The following is a 17,071-nucleotide window of genomic DNA, read 5'->3' on the forward strand; positions in this document are numbered from 1 at the left end:
CTGCCATCTTCTGCTGGAACAGACGGTGCTGCCCGATGGTCCCGGCCAGTGGCTGGCGGTGCTTGGTTTGGGGTTGATGCCGGTGGGCGCGGCCTTCTACGCCTGGGATATCGGCGTAAAGCGCGGCAACATCCAGGTGCTCGGCGCGGCAAGCTATGCGGCGCCACTGCTGTCGACATTGGTGCTGATCGCGGCGGGCGTTGCCGAGCCGTCGCTGCGTATCCTGGCGGCCTGCGTGCTGATCACCGGCGGCGCGGCACTGGCCGCGAAATCGTTGTTCCTGCGCAAGGCGGCAACGGGTGGGGCAAGCGCATGACGATGCCGTTTGCCGGCGGCATCGACGCCAACGCCAATGCAACATTGATTTTTTCGCTGGTGGCGGCAGTGATCTACGCCTTCACCCTGGATATGCGGCCGACGCTGGCCCGCTCGGCGGCAAAGACGCTGGCCGTGGCCATGCTTGCGGCACTCGCCTTCATGCAAGGTGGGCCGCTGTTGCTCGTCGTCGCACTGCTGCTCAGCGGCGTCGGCGATGCCTTCCTGTCGCGTGACGGCGAAAAGGCCTTCCTCGGCGGGCTGGCCAGCTTCCTTGCGGCGCATGTCCTCTATGTGCCGCTCTTCCTGCGCGGCGGCGGCGGGCTGGATGTGCTCAGCACCGAGACATGGCGCGGCGCCATCGCGCTGGCCATGGCGGCCTTCGCAGTCGTCATGCTGGCAGCACTCTGGCGCCGTGTCAGTCCCGGCCTGCGGGTGCCGATCGCCGTCTATATCGCGGCCATTCTGGCGATGGGCATCTCGGCGTTGACGCTCGACAATCCGTGGGTCATCGGCGGCGCTGTTATGTTCATGGCATCGGACGGGCTGCTTGCCGCGGAGAAATTCCTGGTTCCGGCAATAGCACCCTATCGCGCCGGCATCCGTTATGCGGTCTGGGTGCTGTACTACGCCGCCCAGCTCTGCATAACTCTTGGTTTTCTTCTGGCCTAAGGCTGCCAGCCCGGCTCGGCCATTTCAAACGCGGCGAAGTCGAAGCCCGGCGCCACGGTGCAGCCGACCAACGTCCATTCGCCGAGGCTGCGCGCCGATTGCCACCAGCCGGCCGGCACGACGATCTGCGGCCGCTCGCCCGCCGCAAGTTCAATGCCGAGCACCTGCTCGATCACCTGGTTAACCTTTGGACTGCCTTCCTCCCAGATTGACAGCGCCAGCGGTGCTCCGGCATGGAAGTGCCAGACCTCGGCCGCGTCCTTGACCCGGTGCCATTCCGAAATCTGGTCCTGTTCGAGGAGGAAATAGATCGCCGTCGAATGGCCGCGCGCGCCACCCGCGTCGTCGCGAAAGGTCTCGGCATACCAGCCGCCTTCCGGATGCGGCTTTAGGCCGAGCATGGCGATGATTTCAGCGGCGCTGGTCATGGCTGATCCCGGAACGATGCTCAGAAATTGTCCTTGCGCTTGCGGATTTCCGCGAACACTTCGGCGTCGGAGGCCTCCTCCATACGGAGATGCTTGCGGATCGCCGGGTCGTGCCAGCGCAGGAACGGATTGGTCGACAATTCCTCGCCGATCGTGGTCGGCAGCGTCGCCTTGTTGTCGGCGCGCAGGGTCTCGATCTTGGCGGCGCGTTCTTTCAGCGCCGAATTGGTCGGGTCGACGGTCAACGCAAAGCGGGCGTTCGAAAGCGTATACTCATGGCCGCAATAGATGACCGTGTCCGCCGGGAGTGCGGCGAGCTTCTTCAGCGACTCATACATCACCGGCGGCTTGCATTCGAACAGCCGGCCGCAGCCGAGCGCGAACAAAGTGTCGGCGGTGAACGCCACTTTCGAGGCCGGAAAATGATAGGAGACATGGCCCGCAGTGTGGCCGGGCGTGGCGATGACATCGATCCGCTCGCCGCCGAGATGGACGACCGAGCCTTGCCCGACGGTCTCGTCGATGCCGGGGATCTTTTCCTTTTCAGCCTCCGGTCCGACGATGCGCAGCTTGAAGCGCTCCTTCAGCGCCAGATTGGCCTCGACATGGTCGACATGGTGGTGGGTGGTCAGGATCATCGTCGGCTTCCAGCCGGTACGCTCGATCGCGGCAATGATCGGCGCTTCTTCGGGCGCGTCGATAATGGCGGTCTCGCCGCTTTTCGGGTCATGCACCAGCACGCCGAAATTGTCGCTGCGGCACATGAACTGTTCGATTTCGACGGGCATTGGCATCTCTCCATCTGTTGGCGCAGACATAGGGCGCTTGGCCGCCGATGTCACTCTAGCTTTGCAGAACGTGCCGGCTTTGTTGAACTTGGGCGGCATCGCAGCTACCGTCCCGCGCATGCATTCCGATATCGTCGATCTCCGCTCCTTCTATTCGACCACGCTCGGCCGCCTGGCTGAACGCTCGATCACCATGGCGCTGTCCTCAATATGGGCAACAGTGCCCAATGAGCGGCTGGTCGGGCTCGGCTATACCTTGCCGTGGCTGGAGCGGTTCGGCACCGATGCCGAGCGGGTGTTTGCCTTCATGCCTGCTACGCAAGGCGCCGTCGTCTGGCCGGCGAACGGGCCGACGGCTACGGCGCTGGTCTTCGACGAGGAATTGCCGCTGGTCGATTCCTGCATCGACCGCATGCTGCTCGTGCATTCGCTCGAACATGTCGAAAACCCGCGCGAGACGCTGAACGAGATCTGGCGGGTGCTGTCGCCGGCAGGGCGCGTCGTCATCGTCGTGCCCAACCGGCGCGGTGTCTGGGCGCGGTTCGAGCACACGCCGTTCGGCAATGGCCGGCCGTTCTCGCGCGGCCAGCTGACAGAATTGCTGCGCGAGGCGAATTTCACACCGGCTTCCTGGTCCGACGCGCTGTTCTTCCCGCCATCGCCGCGGCGCTTCATGATGCGGTTCCACAATGTGCTGGAGCGCGCCGGCCGGCGGTTCTGGCCGATCTTTTCCGGCGTCATCGTGGTCGAGGCGCAGAAGCGGCTCTATCAGGGCGTGCCGGTCGCGCAGCGCGCCTCGCGCCGTGTCTTCGTGCCGGTACTGTCACCGCACGGTGCGACGCGGCTTGGCCGCCGGGCGGAAGGGGTGACATCGACGACGCGTCAGGTGACACCTTCGTGATCATCATGAAAACTGGTGTTGCGTGGGTTTTTCCCACCTATCTGTCGCAGATGCATTCGCGGTCCGTTTGAGCGGCGGATGCCTTCAAGTCTCTCCATCTGGTTTCAGCAACGCTTCTGAACGCAAGGACCTCGTGCATGGCTGATCAACCGGACAAGTCCGCCACCGCTCAGCCGGTAACCGTCGAAGCCAGCAGCCTGCGCGATCAGGTGGCGACGATAAAACGGGCGCTGATAGGCTCACCGGTGCGCAAGTGGCTGGTCTGGACGTCGGTCGGCATTATGGCGGTCATCGTCGCGACGTCGATCGGCCAGGTTCTGCTCAACCGCTGGAACCAGCCTTTCTACGATGCGCTGGCGCGTCGCGACATGGCGGCCTTCCTGCATCAGCTGATGATCTTTGCCGTGATTGCCGGCACGCTGCTGCTGCTCAACATCGCTCAGACCTGGCTCAACCAGATGATCCGGCTGAAGCTGCGCGAGGCGCTGACGCTCGACCTGATCGACCAATGGATGCGGCCGGCGCGGGCCTTCCGGCTCGCCAATGCCGGCGCCATCGGCGTCAATCCCGACCAGCGCATGCAGCAGGATGCTGCGCATCTGTCCGATCTGTCGACGGACCTCGGCGTCGGCCTGCTGCAATCCTTCATCCTGCTGGTGTCGTTCGTCGGCGTGCTTTGGCAACTCTCGTCGGGCTTCGTCTTCCACATCAACGGCTGGTCGCTGGCGATACCGGGCTACATGGTCTGGGCCGCGTTCCTCTATGCCGGCATCGCCTCCTGGCTGAGCTGGCTGGTCGGGCGGCCGCTGATCCGCCTCAACAGCGACCGCTACACCCGCGAGGCCGAGCTGCGTTCCGGGATGGTGCGCGTCAACGAGAATGTCGACGCCATCGCGCTCTATCGCGGCGAAGCCGATGCCAAGAGACGGCTCGAAATCGACCTTGGCACGGTGCTGGGCGCGATGCGAAACATCTACAAAGCGCAGATCAACCTGTCCTGGGTGACCGATACCTATGGCTGGATCACCGTGGTGGCGCCGATCCTTGTGGCATCGCCGGTCTATTTTTCAGGCGATATCAGCTTTGGCGGGTTGATGATGGCGGTCGGCGCCTTCAACCAGGTGCACTCGTCGCTGCGCTGGTTCATCAACAATATCGGCGGCATCGCCGACTGGCGCGCCACGCTGATGCGCGTTGCCGACTTCCGCATTGCGCTCGATGAAACCGATGTGTTGCACGACAAGGAAAAGCGCATCGAATTCGGCGATAACGCCAATGGCAGCCTGACCTTCGAGAAGCTCCAAGTGGCCTCGCCGGAGGGCTGCACCAAACTTTCAGACAGCCATGTCGAGATCCATCCCGGTGAGCGCGTCATGATCACCGGCGACCCAGGCGCCGGCAAGACATTGTTCTTCCGCGCCATTGCCGGCCTTTGGCCCTGGGGCAGCGGGCGGATCGGCTTGCCGGCCGGAGAAACGCCGATTTTCGTGCCGCGTGTTCCGTATTTTCCTGCCGGCACGTTACGCGAAGTGCTGCATCCGAATGGCTCGGCGCCGGCTGGCGATGCTGATTTTGGGGCGGTGCTGGCCGAGGTCGGCCTCGAGCGGCTGTCATCCTCGCTCGACCGTTCCGCACGCTGGGAGCGTGAACTCAACGATGACGAACAGCGCTCGCTGGCCTTCGCCAGGCTCGCCTTGCGGCAGCCGAAATGGGTGATCATCGACGAAGCGATGGACGCGTTCGATGGTCCTTCGCTGCGAAGGGTGCTGTCCATGCTGGAGAAACGCCTGCCGGAAACCGCGATCCTCAACATCGGGCGCGGACTGCACAATGATCATTTCTTTCCACGCGCATTGAACATCGTGAAGGATACGGGTGCTGCGCCACTGAAACCCGCCCGAGTCAGGACCGGCGCCATCGACCCGCCGCCGAAAGCGGCCGTGCGGCGAAAGAAGTAGAAGGGGCTTTATTTCGCCGCGATCGCGGCGAAGATCACGGATCGAAATATCGGTGGTGCGGCCATGCTCGACGCGTTCAGTCTGTTAGCTTGCCTTGCCTGCACCACGCCCGTGGCTGCCCCGGCCGTTGCCGTGGATGTCGAACTGGTGCTGGCCGTCGACATCTCACAGTCGATGGACGAGAGGGAGTTCGCGCTGCAGCGCGCTGGCTATGTCGAGGCGCTCAGGCATCCCGATTTCATCAAGGCCGTGCGCTCGGGAACCACCGGGCGCATCGCGCTTGCCTATTTCGAATGGGCGGGCGTCGTGCGCGAGGATGGCGTCATCGCCTGGCAGGTGATCGACAGCGCAGAGAGCGCCAACGCCTTCGCCGACAGAATAGAAGCGCGGCCGTTCCGCAGCTTTCGCGGCACCTCGATTTCCGGTGCGCTTGCCTTCGGCGCCGGGCTGTTCGAGGGCACGGGGTTCGATGCGCCACGCAGCGTCATCGACATTTCCGGCGACGGTCCCAACAACACCGGGCTGCCCGTCGCCACGACACGCGATGCGGCGGTGGCCAAGGGCATCGTCATCAACGGCCTGCCGATCCTGATCAGCCCGTCGCCGACCTTCAGCCATCTCGACCAGTATTATGACGACTGCGTCACCGGTGGGCCCGGCTCCTTCGTGTTGCCGATCTATGCGGCCTCGGAATTCGCCACCGCCATACGCCGCAAGTTGATCCTGGAGGTGAGCGGCATCGCCGATGCGACCGTGGTCCCGATCGATGCCGCCGCACCCATGGACTGCCTGCAGGGCGAACGCGACCGGCGGCTATATTCCGATCCATATCTGCCGGAACTCGACAAATGAGGTTTGAGGCAGTTCGGAGGGGAAAGCCGCTGCGCGGCTTGTCGGCAAACTTCAGGCCGGCCGTGCACCGTATTTGTCGCGAAATTCGGCATAGAGATCGCGGCGCCAGCGCCGGCCGCCGACATAGCCACGCAACAGCTGCGGCAGCGAATAGCCAAGCGCCTTCGACGACCGGTTGGCCATATAGCCGGAGAACGCCTGCGAAACCCTGCCCTTGAGTGCATCGGCGATGAGCTGCCGGGCGATCATGTAAGGCGGAATGTAGGGGTAGCGGTCGGCGATATAGGGGTGCTTGTCGATCAAGCTCGCATAGGCTTCGACATAGCCGTCCCGGCGACCGGAGATCGAATTCTCCGAGTTGTACTTTTTCCAGTCGATCACTTCGGACAGCTGCGCGCCGCTGCGACGGGCAAAGCGCAGCAACAATTCGCGATCCTGCATGCGCGTGACGTCACTGTCGTAGCCGCCGATGGCCAGCAGCGACTCGCGCCGGGCGGTGATTGCCGACCCGGCAATGAAGATGGTCTGCGCGACAAGGGCCCGCTCCAGCGAGTCGCGGCTCAGCAGCGCTTCGCGGTTGACGCAGTTGGTGCGGCGATTGCCCTTCAGCGACACGAAGGAACTGATCAGCACTTCGAGCGAGGGATTGTTGTCGAACTGCTCCAGCGTCCGCGCCAGGCGATCCGGCAAATAGACGTCGTCGGAATCGAGGAATGTCACCACCGGCGCCTGCGCCCGCTCGATGCCGGCATTGCGGGCGGCATTGGCGCCGCGCCATTTCGAGCCAACATAGATCAGCCGTGGATCGCGGATTTCGGCAAGTGCGGCTGCCGTACCGTCGGTCGAGCCGTCATCGACGACAATGTGTTCGAACCGGGGAAAATTCTGCGCCAGCACGCTCTCCACGGCGCGCACCACCTTGCTGCGGCGATTGTGCGTCGGTGTGATCACCGAGATCAGCGGAGCGAGGTCGGTTGCCTTGGACATGTTGCTTCGATTGTGCCCCGAAATGCCTGGAGGCCGGAGGTGTTGATGGTCGCCGTCCAAGCCTTACCCCGGGATGGAATTCGATTCGACGCTACAAAAAACCAGCGGCAATGTCATCACAAACTGTTGAGCCAGGACGCCGGTAAGCCGGCCGATTACTCCAGACGTAATCGACCGATGGCCATCATGTCTGCAGATTGCGCCAACGAAGCCGGTCGTCGGGCTTCGATCTCACAGGGAGTTCAGCCGTGGCCGCCTACGCCGTCGCCCATATGCGTCAAGTCACAATGGGCCCGCAGATTGTCGAGTGTCTGCAGAGGATCGATGCCACATTGGAGCCGTTCGGCGGCCGCTTCCTTGTCCACGGCGGCGACATGGACGTGGCCGAAAACGAATGGCCCGGGCATCTGATCGTCATCGAATTTCCGGACAGGGGGAATGCGTGGGGCTGGTACGATTCATCAGCCTATCGGGAGATTCTGGCCTTGCGAACCGACAACTCCCACGCCGATGTGATCATCGCCGATGGCGTTCAGCACCCGCACAAGGCGACGGACGTGCTGGAATAGGGGCAAACTACCGCTTCAGCAAGAACACCGCTTGCTGGCCGAAGAAATTCCAGAACCACCATGGCATCGACAGGCCGATCTTCTGGCCGTTGCCGTCGAGCGCGGTGGCTTTCTCGACCGAAGCGCCGAGTTCCTCGACCAGATTGACGAAGTCGCGGATGGTGCAGAAATGGATGTTGGGCGTGTCGTACCAGGAATAGGGCAGGTCCGCGGTCACCGGCATCCGGCCCTTGACGAACAGCGACAGCCGCACCCGCCAGTGGCCGAAATTGGGGAAGGAGACGATGGCGCGGTTGCCGATTCGCAGCAGCTCGTCGAGCACCAGCTTCGGGTTGCGGGTCGCCTGCAGCGTCTGTGACAGGACGACGAAGTCAAAACCCTTGTCCGGATAGAATTCGAGGTCGGTGTCGGCATCGCCCTGGATGACCGAGAGGCCGCGCGCCACGCATTCATTGACGCCTCGCTGTGACAGCTCCAGCCCGCGGCCGTCGACCTGCTTGGTCTCCTGCAGGAGTTCGAGCAGCAGGCCGTCGCCGGAGCCGACATCGAGCACCCGCGACTGCGGCGGTATCAGGTTGGCCACGACTTCGAGGTCGACGCGCTGGCTGCCATTGACGCTCATGAGGCGAGCCCCCTTGCGCGGGCCGCCGAGCCGATGAAGCCCTTGATGGCGGCAAACAGTTCGGGTTCATCGAGCAGGAAGGCATCATGGCCGCGGTCGGTGTCGATCTCGACAAAGGAGACGGAGGCGCCGGCGGCGTTGAGCGCATGCACGATCGAGCGGCTCTCCTCGGTCGGGAACAACCAGTCCGAGGTGAAGGACACCAGGCAGAAGCGGGTCTTGGTCCCGGCAAAGGCATCGGCCAACCGGCCGCCATGGTCGGCGGCGAGGTCGAAATAATCCATCGAACGGGTCATGTAGAGGTAGGAGTTGGCGTCGAAGCGGTCGACGAATGTCATGCCCTGGTGGCGCAGATAGCTTTCGATCTGGAAGTCGGCGTCGAAACCGAAGGTCAGCGCTTCGCGGTCCTGCAGATTGCGGCCGAATTTCCGATGCAGGGCGGCTTCCGACAGATAGGTGATGTGGGCGGCCATGCGCGCCACGGCGAGCCCCTTTTCCGGGCGCTTGCCGTGCTCGAAATATTTGCCGCCATGCCAGTCCGGATCGGCCATGACGGCCTGCCGGCCGACCTCGTGGAAGGCGATGTTCTGCGAGGAATGGCGTGCGCCTGTGGCGATCGGCAGGGCCGAGAAGACGCGCTCGGAATAGCACGATGCCCATTCCAGCACCTGCATGCCGCCCATCGAGCCGCCGAGCACGCAAAACAGCTTTTCGATGCCGAAATGGTCGACCAGCATCAATTGCGCCCGCACCATGTCGCGGATGGTGATGATTGGCAGGTCGAGGCCGTAGGGCTTGCCGGTGGCGGGATTGGTCGAGGCCGGACCGGTGGAGCCGAGGCACCCGCCGATGACGTTGGAGCAGATGACGAAGAAGCGGTTGGTGTCGATGATCTTGCCGGGACCGATCAGCACTTCCCACCAGCCGGGCTTGCCGGTCACCGGATTGGTGCTGGCGACATGCTGGTCGCCGGTCAGCGCGTGGCAGACCAGGATGGCGTTGGTGCGGGCATCGTTGAGGGCGCCATATGTCTGGTAGGCGATCTGGAACGGCGACAAAAGCGTGCCGGCGTCGAGCTTCAGCGGCTTGTCAGGGCCAAAACGCAACACAGGGCTCGACGGGTTGTCGGCCTCGTTGTTGGTTTTTGTAGCGCGGAGCGCGGCCATGTGACTCTCCTTGCACGCCGTCAGGCAATAAAAAACCGGCAATGCGATCGCAAAGCCGGTTACGTCACGCAAACGGCCCTTTAGCGAGTTGTTTAACGTGGCTGCAAGCCGACCGGCCAAATCACCACGGAACTGTTGCGTTCTTCTAGAACTCGTGCGGCCCGGCGTCAACGGCCAGCTATTGCCCGCCTCTCGACATTCGCGGCTACGGCTTGTATTTCCGCTGCGGCCTCCGGACGGAGGCGTTCTCAACGGGTTTGCGACATGGACAAGACAGCGGACAAGGCACGGCCGACGCCCCGCGCGGGCATTATGGACATCGACGCCTATGTGCCGGGCAAGAGCACGGCACCTGCCGGCGTCGCCAAGGTCCATAAATTGTCGTCGAACGAGAACCCGCTCGGCCCGTCGCCGAAGGCGATCGAGGCCGCGCGCGAAGTGGCCAGCAAGCTCGATGTCTATCCCGACGGCACCGCCCGCCGGCTGCGCGAGGCGATTGCCGAGGTGCATGGCCTCAACCCGGCAAACATCATCTGCTCCAACGGTTCCGACGAGATTTTGGGCCTGCTGGCGCAGACCTATCTGGCGGCCGGCGATGAGGCCATCATCACCGAACACGCCTTCATGATCTACAAGATCTACATCCAGTCGGCCGGCGGGACACCGGTGACGATCAAGGAAACCGAGGAACGCGCCGACGTCGACGCGATCCTGGCCGCGGTGACACCGCGGACCAAAATCATCTTCCTCGCCAATCCCAACAATCCGACCGGAACCTATCTGCCGTTCCAGGAGGTCCGCCGCCTGCATTCCGCTCTCCCGGGCAACGTGCTTCTGGTGCTCGACGCGGCCTATGCCGAATATGTCAGGCGCAATGACTATGAGGCCGGCATCGAGCTGGCGGGCAGCGCACAGAATGTGGTCATGACCCGCACCTTCTCCAAGCTTGGCCTTGGCGGCGCGCGCATCGGCTGGATGTATGGCCCACTGCACATCGTCGATGCCATCAACCGCATCCGCGGCCCTTTCAACGTTAACGCAACAGCGATCGAGGCCGGCATTGCCGCCATCCGCGACCGCGCCCATGTCGAGCGCAGTTCGTTGCACAACGAGACCTGGCTTACCTGGTTGAATGAAGAACTGACGAAGCTTGGGCTGCGCGTGACGCCCAGCGTCGGCAATTTCGTTCTCATCCACTTTCCCGACGACAAGAAGCATTCGGCTGAGGCGGCGGACGACTACCTCACCCAGCGCGGCTATATATTGCGGCGCGTTACCGGCTATGGCTTTCCCAATGCGCTGCGCATGAGCGTCGGCACCGAAGAAGCCAATCGCGGCGTCATCGATGCCCTCACGACATTCCTGAAAAGCTGAAACAATGACTTCACCGATGTTTGAAAAGATCGCGCTGGTCGGCATCGGCCTGATCGGCTCGTCGCTGGCCCGCATCATCCGCCGCGAGGGCCTGGCCCGCCATGTCGCCATCGCGACGCGCAGCCCGGCCACGCTGGCGCGGGCGAAGGAGCTCGGTCTTGGCGAGAGCTACACCACCGACGCCAGGGAAGCGGTCCTCGACGCCGACCTGATCATCGTCTCGGTGCCAGTGGGGTCGTCGGGCGAGGTGGCGCAAGAGATCGCAGCGGCGCTGAAAAAAGGCGCCATCCTCACCGATGTCGGTTCGACCAAGGCCTCCGTCATTGCGCAAATGCAGCCCTATGTGCCGGACGGCGTGCACTTCATTCCGGGACACCCGCTGGCGGGTACGGAGAAATCGGGCCCGGATGCGGGTTTCGCCGAGCTGTTCGAAAACCGCTGGTGCATCTTCACGCCGCTGCCGGGAACCGATCCGGCCGCGCTGGAAAAGCTGTCGGAATTCTGGCGGCGCTGCGGCTCCAACATCGACACGATGGACCCGCAGCATCATGACATGACGCTGGCCATCGTTTCGCATCTTCCGCACATCATTGCCTACAACATCGTCGGCACGGCCGACGATCTGGAATCGGTGACCAAGTCGGAAGTGATCAAATATTCGGCTTCCGGTTTCCGCGACTTCACCCGTCTGGCCGCCTCCGACCCGACCATGTGGCGCGACGTGTGCCTGCACAACAAGGATGCCATCCTGGAAATGCTGGCGCGCTTTTCGGAGGACCTCGCCTCGCTGCAGCGGGCGATCCGCTGGGGCGACGGCGACAAGCTGTTCGACCTGTTCACCCGCACCCGGGCCGTTCGCCGTTCGATCATCGAGGCCGGCCAGGATATCGACGTGCCGGATTTCGGCCGCCAGGCGGTCGAGCACCCGGTGAAAAGTTAAATCTGTTTCAGACGGGCCAGGTCGCCGCGACCATGGCCATTGTCTCGGCCCGGTCCGGCGCGCCCAGCCGGCCGCCGAAGCGCTGGCATTTGAGCGCGGCCGCCGCGCTGGCAAAGCGCAAGGCCTGCTCGATAGGCATGGCTTCGGCAAGCCCGACGGCAAAGGCACCGTGAAACACGTCGCCGGCGGCAAGCGTGTCGACCGCCTTGATCTTCGGCGCCGCGATGTGGCGCACGCATCCGGCGGACCGGTCATGCCACCAGCTTCCCACGGCGCCGCCGGTAACCGCGACAAAGGCGTCTGTGCGGCTGGCGAGGTCGGCGCAGGCGGTTTCGGGATCCAGCGCGTGGCCGCAGACAATGCGTGCAGCCGTCTCCGAAGCGACGATGTGCGACGCCAGCGGCAACAGATGCTCCAGCACCTCCAGCGGCGCCGTGTCGGCGTCGAGGATTGCCGGGCAACCGGCGTCGCGCGCGGCGGTCAAGGCAAGAGCGGCGGCGCCCGGCCAGCGCACATCGACCAGCACGGCATCGAAGCCGGAAAGATCGGCGACAGGCACCGCCTCGGGGTCGGCCTGCGCCTTTGGGTCGTAGAAGGGCACGATGATGCGCTCGCCATGAGCGTCGACCAGGATCGCGGCCAGCGCCGAGCGGGCGCCTTCGACGCGGCGGACAAAGCCGCAATCGACGCCCTCGGCCTCGATGCCGGCCAGCAATTGGTCGCCGACGGCATCGTCACCTGCACTTGCCCACAGGAACACCTCGGCGCCGAGACGGCGGGCGGCGCAGGCAGCACTTGTCGCCATGCCCGAGGCGATCTGGATGCCGTTCGAGGCGATGAACTTGCCCTGATGCGTGGGCAGGGTTTCGACGCGCAGGATGGTATCCAGCGTCAGCGCGCCAACGCTCAGCAGTTTCACCGGTCGGTTCATGCGTCGGCTTGCTCGAGCATGATCTCTCCCCAAAAGCCGTTGCCGCTCTTTGCGATCATGCTCTATCTCTTTGTTTTAACGGAATTCCGGACGGAAAACCGCTCACACTTTTCTTGGAATTGCTCTAATCGAGCGGCTTGATCTTGCCCAGCGGAATGAAGCCGAGCGAGACCTTGCCCTTCACCACCTTGAGCGGCATCGACGGTTCGTTGCCGAGCAGCGCCAGACCGGCAAAGCCTTGCTCGATCTGGCTCTTCTGCTCGGGGATTGCGGTGGCGAGGATTGCCGCCACGGCTTTGGGATCCTGCAGCTTGATCGTCAGGTCGGCATTGACCAGGCCGTTGGCGTCGACCGACACCGGGCCGGAGACGGTGATGCGCGCGGTTCCCGACGACAGATCGAGCTTGTGGATGTCGGCCGCCTGGCCGCGCAGGCTCCTGGCCTGCGTCTTCATCAGCGCGACGCCGTTCTTCAGCGTCGCGTCGCCGCTGCCGTCGAGCGGCGGCAGCACGCGCCCGCCGATCGCGTCGGCGTCGATCTCAAGATCGGTGAAGCTGCCGACGTAGCCGATGTCCTGGCCGTCGGGCCGCAACTCGCCCGCCGCGGTTCCGGCGCTGAACAGTGAAACCGGATCAGTGTCGTCGGCCGGATCCGTCTGGCCGGACAAGCTCTCCGCCTGCAGCGAAATGCTCCGGGGCAGGGGCCAGAAGAGCTTGGCATTGGCCTGCAGATTGTCCCAGTCGATCCATAGCGGCGCCATCCCCGGCACCGAGGTGCGCAGCGGCCCACGCAACTCGGCGGCAGGCGACAAAGGCCGGATGAGCTCTGCAACGAAGTTGAAGCTGCCTGCCGAGGCGGCAACGTTCCTGGCGTCGTCCTCGTAAGCCAGATTGTCACAGGAGATGGCAAAACGCAGGGGGTAGCCGCTGACGGTGAGGTTGGCGCAGCCGGCCTCGATGCCTTTGTCCTTGAGCGAGGCCACCGCCTTGTCGGCTTCGCTGCTGACGCGACCGGCGACATAGAACCAGACCGCGCTGTAGGCGCCGAACAGCATAACGACCAAGGCAGCGAGCCACATCAGCCGGTGGCGAAACTTCGACGGACGCTCGTCACTTGACGTCATGCTGCGGCTTTCATTAACGCGGGCGTGTTGCGGGTGGACTGTGGCTTACGCAACAAGCAAAAAGAACAGAAGAGCACCGATTCCGATGCGGCGGCGTCACTCTCGTGCAATCAGGCTTGGCGATATGGGCGATTTTTGGGTTTTTGGCTATGGCTCGCTGATCTGGCGACCGGGATTCGCCCATGTCGAGACACGGCGCGCGCGGCTTTACGGCTACCGCCGGTCGCTGTGCGTCTATTCCTTCGTGCATCGCGGCACGCGCCAGCGGCCGGGCCTGGTGCTAGGCCTCGACCGTGGCGGCTCCTGCATCGGGCTGGCCTTTCGCGTGCCCGGCGAGCTGCGCGATGAGGTGCTGACCTATCTGCGCGAGCGCGAATTGGTGACCAGCGTCTACCTCGAGCGTGTGCTCGATGTCAGCCTCGACGGGAATGGGGCGGCCGCGGGAGAGAGAGTGAAAGCGGTCGCCTATATCGTCGACCGCCAGCATGAGCAGTATGCCGGCGGGCTCGACCCCGCGCATGCGGCAGGTGTTATCCGTGGCGCCGTCGGCCAGTCCGGAAACAACGAGGACTATGTGCTCAACACGCTGCAGCATCTCGCGGCGCTGGGTATCAGCGACCACTGGCTGGAAGAGGTGGCGAAGCGGATCGCCTCGTGAGCCAGTAGACCACGGCGAGCCTGCAGGCGAAGCTCTCGCGCCTTTGTGAAGCGCTGGCCCGCTGGAAAAATTGGCTGAGGCCTTTGACCTCGGCGCGGCGAGACCTAGCTTAGCTGCGGCCCGAAGCATTCGGGTCGCCCGCCGCCAGCCCCACGGAGCCCCGTCTTGCAAAAACGCCGTCTCGGTCAAACCGACCTTTCCATCGCGCCGCTGGTCCTGGGCGGCAATGTCTTCGGCTGGACCGCGGACGAGAAGACCTCCTTCGACCTGCTCGACCGGTTCGGCGACGCCGGCCTCAACGCTATCGATACCGCCGATGCCTATTCGCGCTGGGTGCCCGGCCACGCGGGCGGCGAGTCCGAGACCATCATCGGCAAATGGATGAAAAGCCGCGGCAACCGTGACAAGATCATCGTCATCACCAAAGTCGGCTCGGATATGGGACAAGGCAAGAAGGATCTGTCCGCTGCCCATATCGAAAGGGCAGTCGAGGCGTCGCTCAAGCGACTGCAGACCGACGTGATCGACCTTTATCTCTCGCATTGGCCGGACCCGACAACCCCTTATGAGGAGACGCTCGGCGCCTACCAGAAGCTGCTCGCTGCCGGCAAGGTCCGCCATATCGGCGCCTCGAATCTTGACGCCGGCCAGCTGCGCGCCGCGCTCGATGTTGCCAGCCTGCGCGGGCTGCCGCGCTACAGCGTGCTGCAGCCGGAATACAATCTCTACGACCGCTCATCCTTCGACGGGCCGCTGCATGATCTGTGCGTGGCCGAGGATATCGGCGTCATCACCTATTTCAGCCTCGCCAAGGGGTTTTTGAGCGGCAAATACCGTAGCGAGGCCGATCTCGGCAAAAGTGAACGCGGCGGCGGCGTGAAGGCTTATCTCAATGCGCGCGGCATGCGTATTCTGGCAGCACTCGACACCGTGGCGGCGCGCCATTCGGCCAAGCAGGCGGAAGTAGCACTCGCCTGGGTGATGGCGCAGCCCGGCATCACCGCGCCGATCGCCAGCGCCACGACGCTGGACCAGGTCGACAGCCTGGTGCGCGCCGCATCGCTGAAGCTCAGCGCGGAGGATCTCGTGGCGCTGGACAAGGCCAGCGCCTAGCCGCGCAGGTTCGGCACGATCGTTCAAGACGACGGCTGTCCGCCTTGCCACACTGTTCTCCATTATTGTGGAGAAGAGGCAGCATGGCCGCAGACCTTCTTTCGCAGGCGCAGCCCTGGCAGCAATTGCTGGCGCTGGTGCTGGCGGCAACCGTCGTCATGGGCAGTCCTGGCCCGGCGACGATCAGCGTCACGGCGATAGGGGCCGCCTTCGGCCTGCGCAATTCGCTTCACTACACATCGGGGATCATTTTAGGCACGGTCGCGGTGCTGCTGGTCGTGGCCACCGGCATCAAGGCTATCCTCACCTCGATGCCGGGCGTAGCGCCAGTGCTGGCGGTCGCTTCCGCCGCCTATATTCTCTACCTCGCCTACAGAATAGCGACAGCGCCGCCGCTGGCCGCGCGTGACAGCAGCGCGGTTCTGCCGACCTTCCTCGGCGGCTTCCTGCTCGCCGTTGCCAACCCGAAAGCCTATGTGGCGATTGCTGCGGTCCTTGCTGGCTCCGCGACCGCAGCCGGCGCCGATGCTCTCGGCATCCCGGCCAGGCTGGCGGTTCTCACCCTGCTGATCGTAGCCATCCATATGCTATGGCTGCTGGCCGGCGCGGCCTTCGCCCGCACCCTGCGCCAGCCGCTGGCGTCGCGGATCATCAATCTGGCCTTCGCGGCGACGCTGGTGCTGACCACGGCGCTGGCGGCGTGGCCTTGAGCCGGCCCGCAGAAGAGATCAAGCTTTGGTCTTTTTTGTTTTGGCGCGATTCAGGACGGAAAAAACCGCTCACACTTTTCCTGGAATTGCTTTGGCGGCCGCGGCGAGTTCGGCCAGCCGCTTGACCGCCGTCGGCGGCATTTGCGGCGGGTTAGGAGCCTGCGATGCCTCGATTAGCAGCTGGTCGCAGGCGGCTTCCGTATCGCCGATCAGCCGGTCCATGAATTCGTCCTTGCCGAGCCCGGGCGGAATCGGCGGCAGGAAGCGGGCCTTGATGGTACCGGGAAAGCGCAGGAATTTGCGGCGCGGCCAGTAGAGGCCGGCGACATGGGCGACCGGCACCACCGGGACGCCAAGCTGCGTATAGAGCTCGACAATGCCGTATTTGTAAGCCGGCTCGTCGCCTGGCGCTCGGCGCGTGCCTTCGGGGTAGATAATCAGCTGGCGCGGATTGCGCCCCATCTCCTGCTTTGTCGATGCAACGACCTGCTTCAACGCCTTGGAGCGGCTGCCGCGGTGAACCGGGATCATCCGCATCTTCAGGATGTACCAGCCGAAGAAGGGGATCCAGGTCAGCTCGCGCTTCAGGATATAAAGCGGGTCGTGGAGGAACGGAAAGAAAGCGATCGCGTCCCAAAACGACTGGTGTTTCGGCGCCAGGATGAAAGAGCCCTCCGGCAGGTTCTCGACGCCGGTGATGTCGCTCCTGGTGCCGGCGATCTTGTCGTAGAGCCACAGGCTGGTGCGCGACCAGAATTTCGGCACGAACCAGGCGCGATGGCGTGGCGAGAGGAAGTAGTAAGGGGTCCAGAGGACCATCTGGACGATCAGATTGACATAGAAGACGAAGTTGAACGCCAGCGAGCGGATATAGAGCATGCGGGGAGGGGCCCGTTGAGGAGGTGTGCGTTGGTTACACCAAGCGCGGGCAAAAAGGAAACGCCGCAATGGCCTGACATAGGCC

General features: G+C 63.8%; 19 protein-coding genes and 1 riboswitch. Of the genes, 11 read left to right on the forward strand and 8 right to left on the reverse strand.

The features are described from left to right. Nucleotides 1-316 (forward strand): EamA family transporter (locus NKJ75_RS27230; protein ID WP_502903932.1); only part of this gene is annotated, 316 nt, incomplete at its 5' end. Beyond that, nucleotides 313-987, forward strand: a complete 675-nt coding sequence (locus NKJ75_RS27235) for a lysoplasmalogenase family protein (RefSeq protein ID WP_352500403.1) — start codon at nucleotides 313-315, stop codon at nucleotides 985-987. The genes NKJ75_RS27230 and NKJ75_RS27235, both read left to right, overlap by 4 nt. Here the strand turns inward: NKJ75_RS27235 and NKJ75_RS27240 are convergent. Both NKJ75_RS27240 and gloB read right to left on the reverse strand, forming a co-directional pair. Beyond that, nucleotides 984-1,415: a cupin domain-containing protein gene (locus NKJ75_RS27240; protein ID WP_352500404.1), complete on the reverse strand. Its 432-nt coding sequence runs from the start codon at nucleotides 1,413-1,415 to the stop codon at nucleotides 984-986. The two genes, NKJ75_RS27235 and NKJ75_RS27240, sit on opposite strands and share 4 nt — an antisense overlap. A gap of 20 nt (nucleotides 1,416-1,435) precedes the next feature. Further along, on the reverse strand, nucleotides 1,436-2,203 hold the full coding sequence (gloB, locus tag NKJ75_RS27245; protein ID WP_023745809.1) for a hydroxyacylglutathione hydrolase: 768 nt from the start codon (nucleotides 2,201-2,203) through the stop codon (nucleotides 1,436-1,438). A gap of 118 nt (nucleotides 2,204-2,321) precedes the next feature. Between gloB and NKJ75_RS27250 the strand changes: the two genes are divergently transcribed. The 3 genes from NKJ75_RS27250 to NKJ75_RS27260 all read left to right on the forward strand — a co-directional run bounded on the left by NKJ75_RS27250 (nucleotide 2,322) and on the right by NKJ75_RS27260 (nucleotide 5,914). Continuing rightward, nucleotides 2,322-3,104, forward strand: coding sequence for a class I SAM-dependent methyltransferase (locus NKJ75_RS27250; RefSeq protein WP_023670688.1), 783 nt, complete (start codon nucleotides 2,322-2,324; stop codon nucleotides 3,102-3,104). Nucleotides 3,105-3,241: 137 nt separating this feature from the next. Further along, nucleotides 3,242-5,062, forward strand: a complete 1,821-nt coding sequence (locus NKJ75_RS27255; protein WP_023833386.1) for an ABC transporter ATP-binding protein/permease — start codon at nucleotides 3,242-3,244, stop codon at nucleotides 5,060-5,062. A gap of 63 nt (nucleotides 5,063-5,125) precedes the next feature. Further along, nucleotides 5,126-5,914: a DUF1194 domain-containing protein gene (locus tag NKJ75_RS27260; protein ID WP_023832500.1), complete on the forward strand. Its 789-nt coding sequence runs from the start codon at nucleotides 5,126-5,128 to the stop codon at nucleotides 5,912-5,914. A 51-nt stretch (nucleotides 5,915-5,965) separates the two neighbouring features. Here the strand turns inward: NKJ75_RS27260 and NKJ75_RS27265 are convergent, their stop codons facing one another. Next, a complete protein-coding gene (locus NKJ75_RS27265; protein WP_023673297.1) occupies nucleotides 5,966-6,901 on the reverse strand; it encodes a glycosyltransferase family 2 protein in 936 nt (311 codons plus the stop codon). A 248-nt stretch (nucleotides 6,902-7,149) separates the two neighbouring features. Between NKJ75_RS27265 and NKJ75_RS27270 the strand changes: the two genes are divergently transcribed. Then, nucleotides 7,150-7,470 (forward strand): DUF1330 domain-containing protein, encoded by a 321-nt coding sequence (locus tag NKJ75_RS27270; RefSeq protein WP_352500405.1) that lies wholly within the window; start codon nucleotides 7,150-7,152, stop codon nucleotides 7,468-7,470. 7 nt (nucleotides 7,471-7,477) lie between these two features. On the opposite strand, the gene metW is transcribed toward NKJ75_RS27270, so the two are convergent. Beyond that, the gene (gene metW / locus NKJ75_RS27275) at nucleotides 7,478-8,092 is read right to left on the reverse strand and encodes a methionine biosynthesis protein MetW (RefSeq protein WP_023685353.1); all 615 of its coding nucleotides are present in this window, start codon (nucleotides 8,090-8,092) and stop codon (nucleotides 7,478-7,480) included. Next, nucleotides 8,089-9,258 carry a homoserine O-acetyltransferase MetX gene (metX, locus tag NKJ75_RS27280; RefSeq protein WP_023685352.1) on the reverse strand — a complete coding sequence of 390 codons (1,170 nt, stop codon included), beginning with the start codon at nucleotides 9,256-9,258 and terminating at the stop codon, nucleotides 8,089-8,091. The genes metW and metX overlap by 4 nt, the downstream gene beginning before the upstream one ends. 60 nt (nucleotides 9,259-9,318) lie before the next feature. Continuing rightward, nucleotides 9,319-9,396: riboswitch (SAM riboswitch) on the reverse strand. A 126-nt stretch (nucleotides 9,397-9,522) separates the two neighbouring features. Between metX and hisC the strand changes: the two genes are divergently transcribed. Both hisC and NKJ75_RS27290 read left to right on the forward strand, forming a co-directional pair. Next, entirely contained in the window at nucleotides 9,523-10,632 is a 1,110-nt protein-coding gene (gene hisC, locus NKJ75_RS27285; RefSeq protein WP_023685351.1) for a histidinol-phosphate transaminase, read from the forward strand. A gap of 4 nt (nucleotides 10,633-10,636) precedes the next feature. Continuing rightward, nucleotides 10,637-11,572 (forward strand): prephenate/arogenate dehydrogenase family protein, encoded by a 936-nt coding sequence (locus NKJ75_RS27290; protein ID WP_352500406.1) that lies wholly within the window; start codon nucleotides 10,637-10,639, stop codon nucleotides 11,570-11,572. Nucleotides 11,573-11,579: 7 nt separating this feature from the next. On the opposite strand, the gene NKJ75_RS27295 is transcribed toward NKJ75_RS27290, so the two are convergent. Continuing rightward, nucleotides 11,580-12,503, reverse strand: coding sequence for a sugar kinase (locus NKJ75_RS27295; protein WP_352500407.1), 924 nt, complete (start codon nucleotides 12,501-12,503; stop codon nucleotides 11,580-11,582). Between the two features lie 124 nt (nucleotides 12,504-12,627). Next, entirely contained in the window at nucleotides 12,628-13,626 is a 999-nt protein-coding gene (locus tag NKJ75_RS27300) for a DUF2125 domain-containing protein (protein WP_352500408.1), read from the reverse strand. 124 nt (nucleotides 13,627-13,750) lie between these two features. Between NKJ75_RS27300 and NKJ75_RS27305 the strand changes: the two genes are divergently transcribed. The 3 genes from NKJ75_RS27305 (at nucleotide 13,751) to NKJ75_RS27315 (ending at nucleotide 16,107) form a co-directional block, all read left to right on the forward strand. After that, nucleotides 13,751-14,284: a gamma-glutamylcyclotransferase gene (locus NKJ75_RS27305; protein WP_023698719.1), complete on the forward strand. Its 534-nt coding sequence runs from the start codon at nucleotides 13,751-13,753 to the stop codon at nucleotides 14,282-14,284. Nucleotides 14,285-14,449: 165 nt separating this feature from the next. Then, nucleotides 14,450-15,397 (forward strand): aldo/keto reductase, encoded by a 948-nt coding sequence (locus NKJ75_RS27310; RefSeq protein WP_023673306.1) that lies wholly within the window; start codon nucleotides 14,450-14,452, stop codon nucleotides 15,395-15,397. A gap of 83 nt (nucleotides 15,398-15,480) precedes the next feature. Next, nucleotides 15,481-16,107, forward strand: coding sequence for a LysE family translocator (locus NKJ75_RS27315; RefSeq protein WP_352500409.1), 627 nt, complete (start codon nucleotides 15,481-15,483; stop codon nucleotides 16,105-16,107). A gap of 69 nt (nucleotides 16,108-16,176) precedes the next feature. Here the strand turns inward: NKJ75_RS27315 and NKJ75_RS27320 are convergent, their stop codons facing one another. Further along, complete coding sequence (locus tag NKJ75_RS27320; protein ID WP_023673308.1) at nucleotides 16,177-16,986, reverse strand: lysophospholipid acyltransferase family protein; 810 nt, start codon at nucleotides 16,984-16,986, stop codon at nucleotides 16,177-16,179. Nucleotides 16,987-17,071 lie beyond the last annotated feature (85 nt).

The sequence above is a fragment of the Mesorhizobium sp. M0058 genome, from assembly GCF_040323095.1.
Taxonomy (GTDB): Bacteria; Pseudomonadota; Alphaproteobacteria; order Rhizobiales; family Rhizobiaceae; genus Mesorhizobium.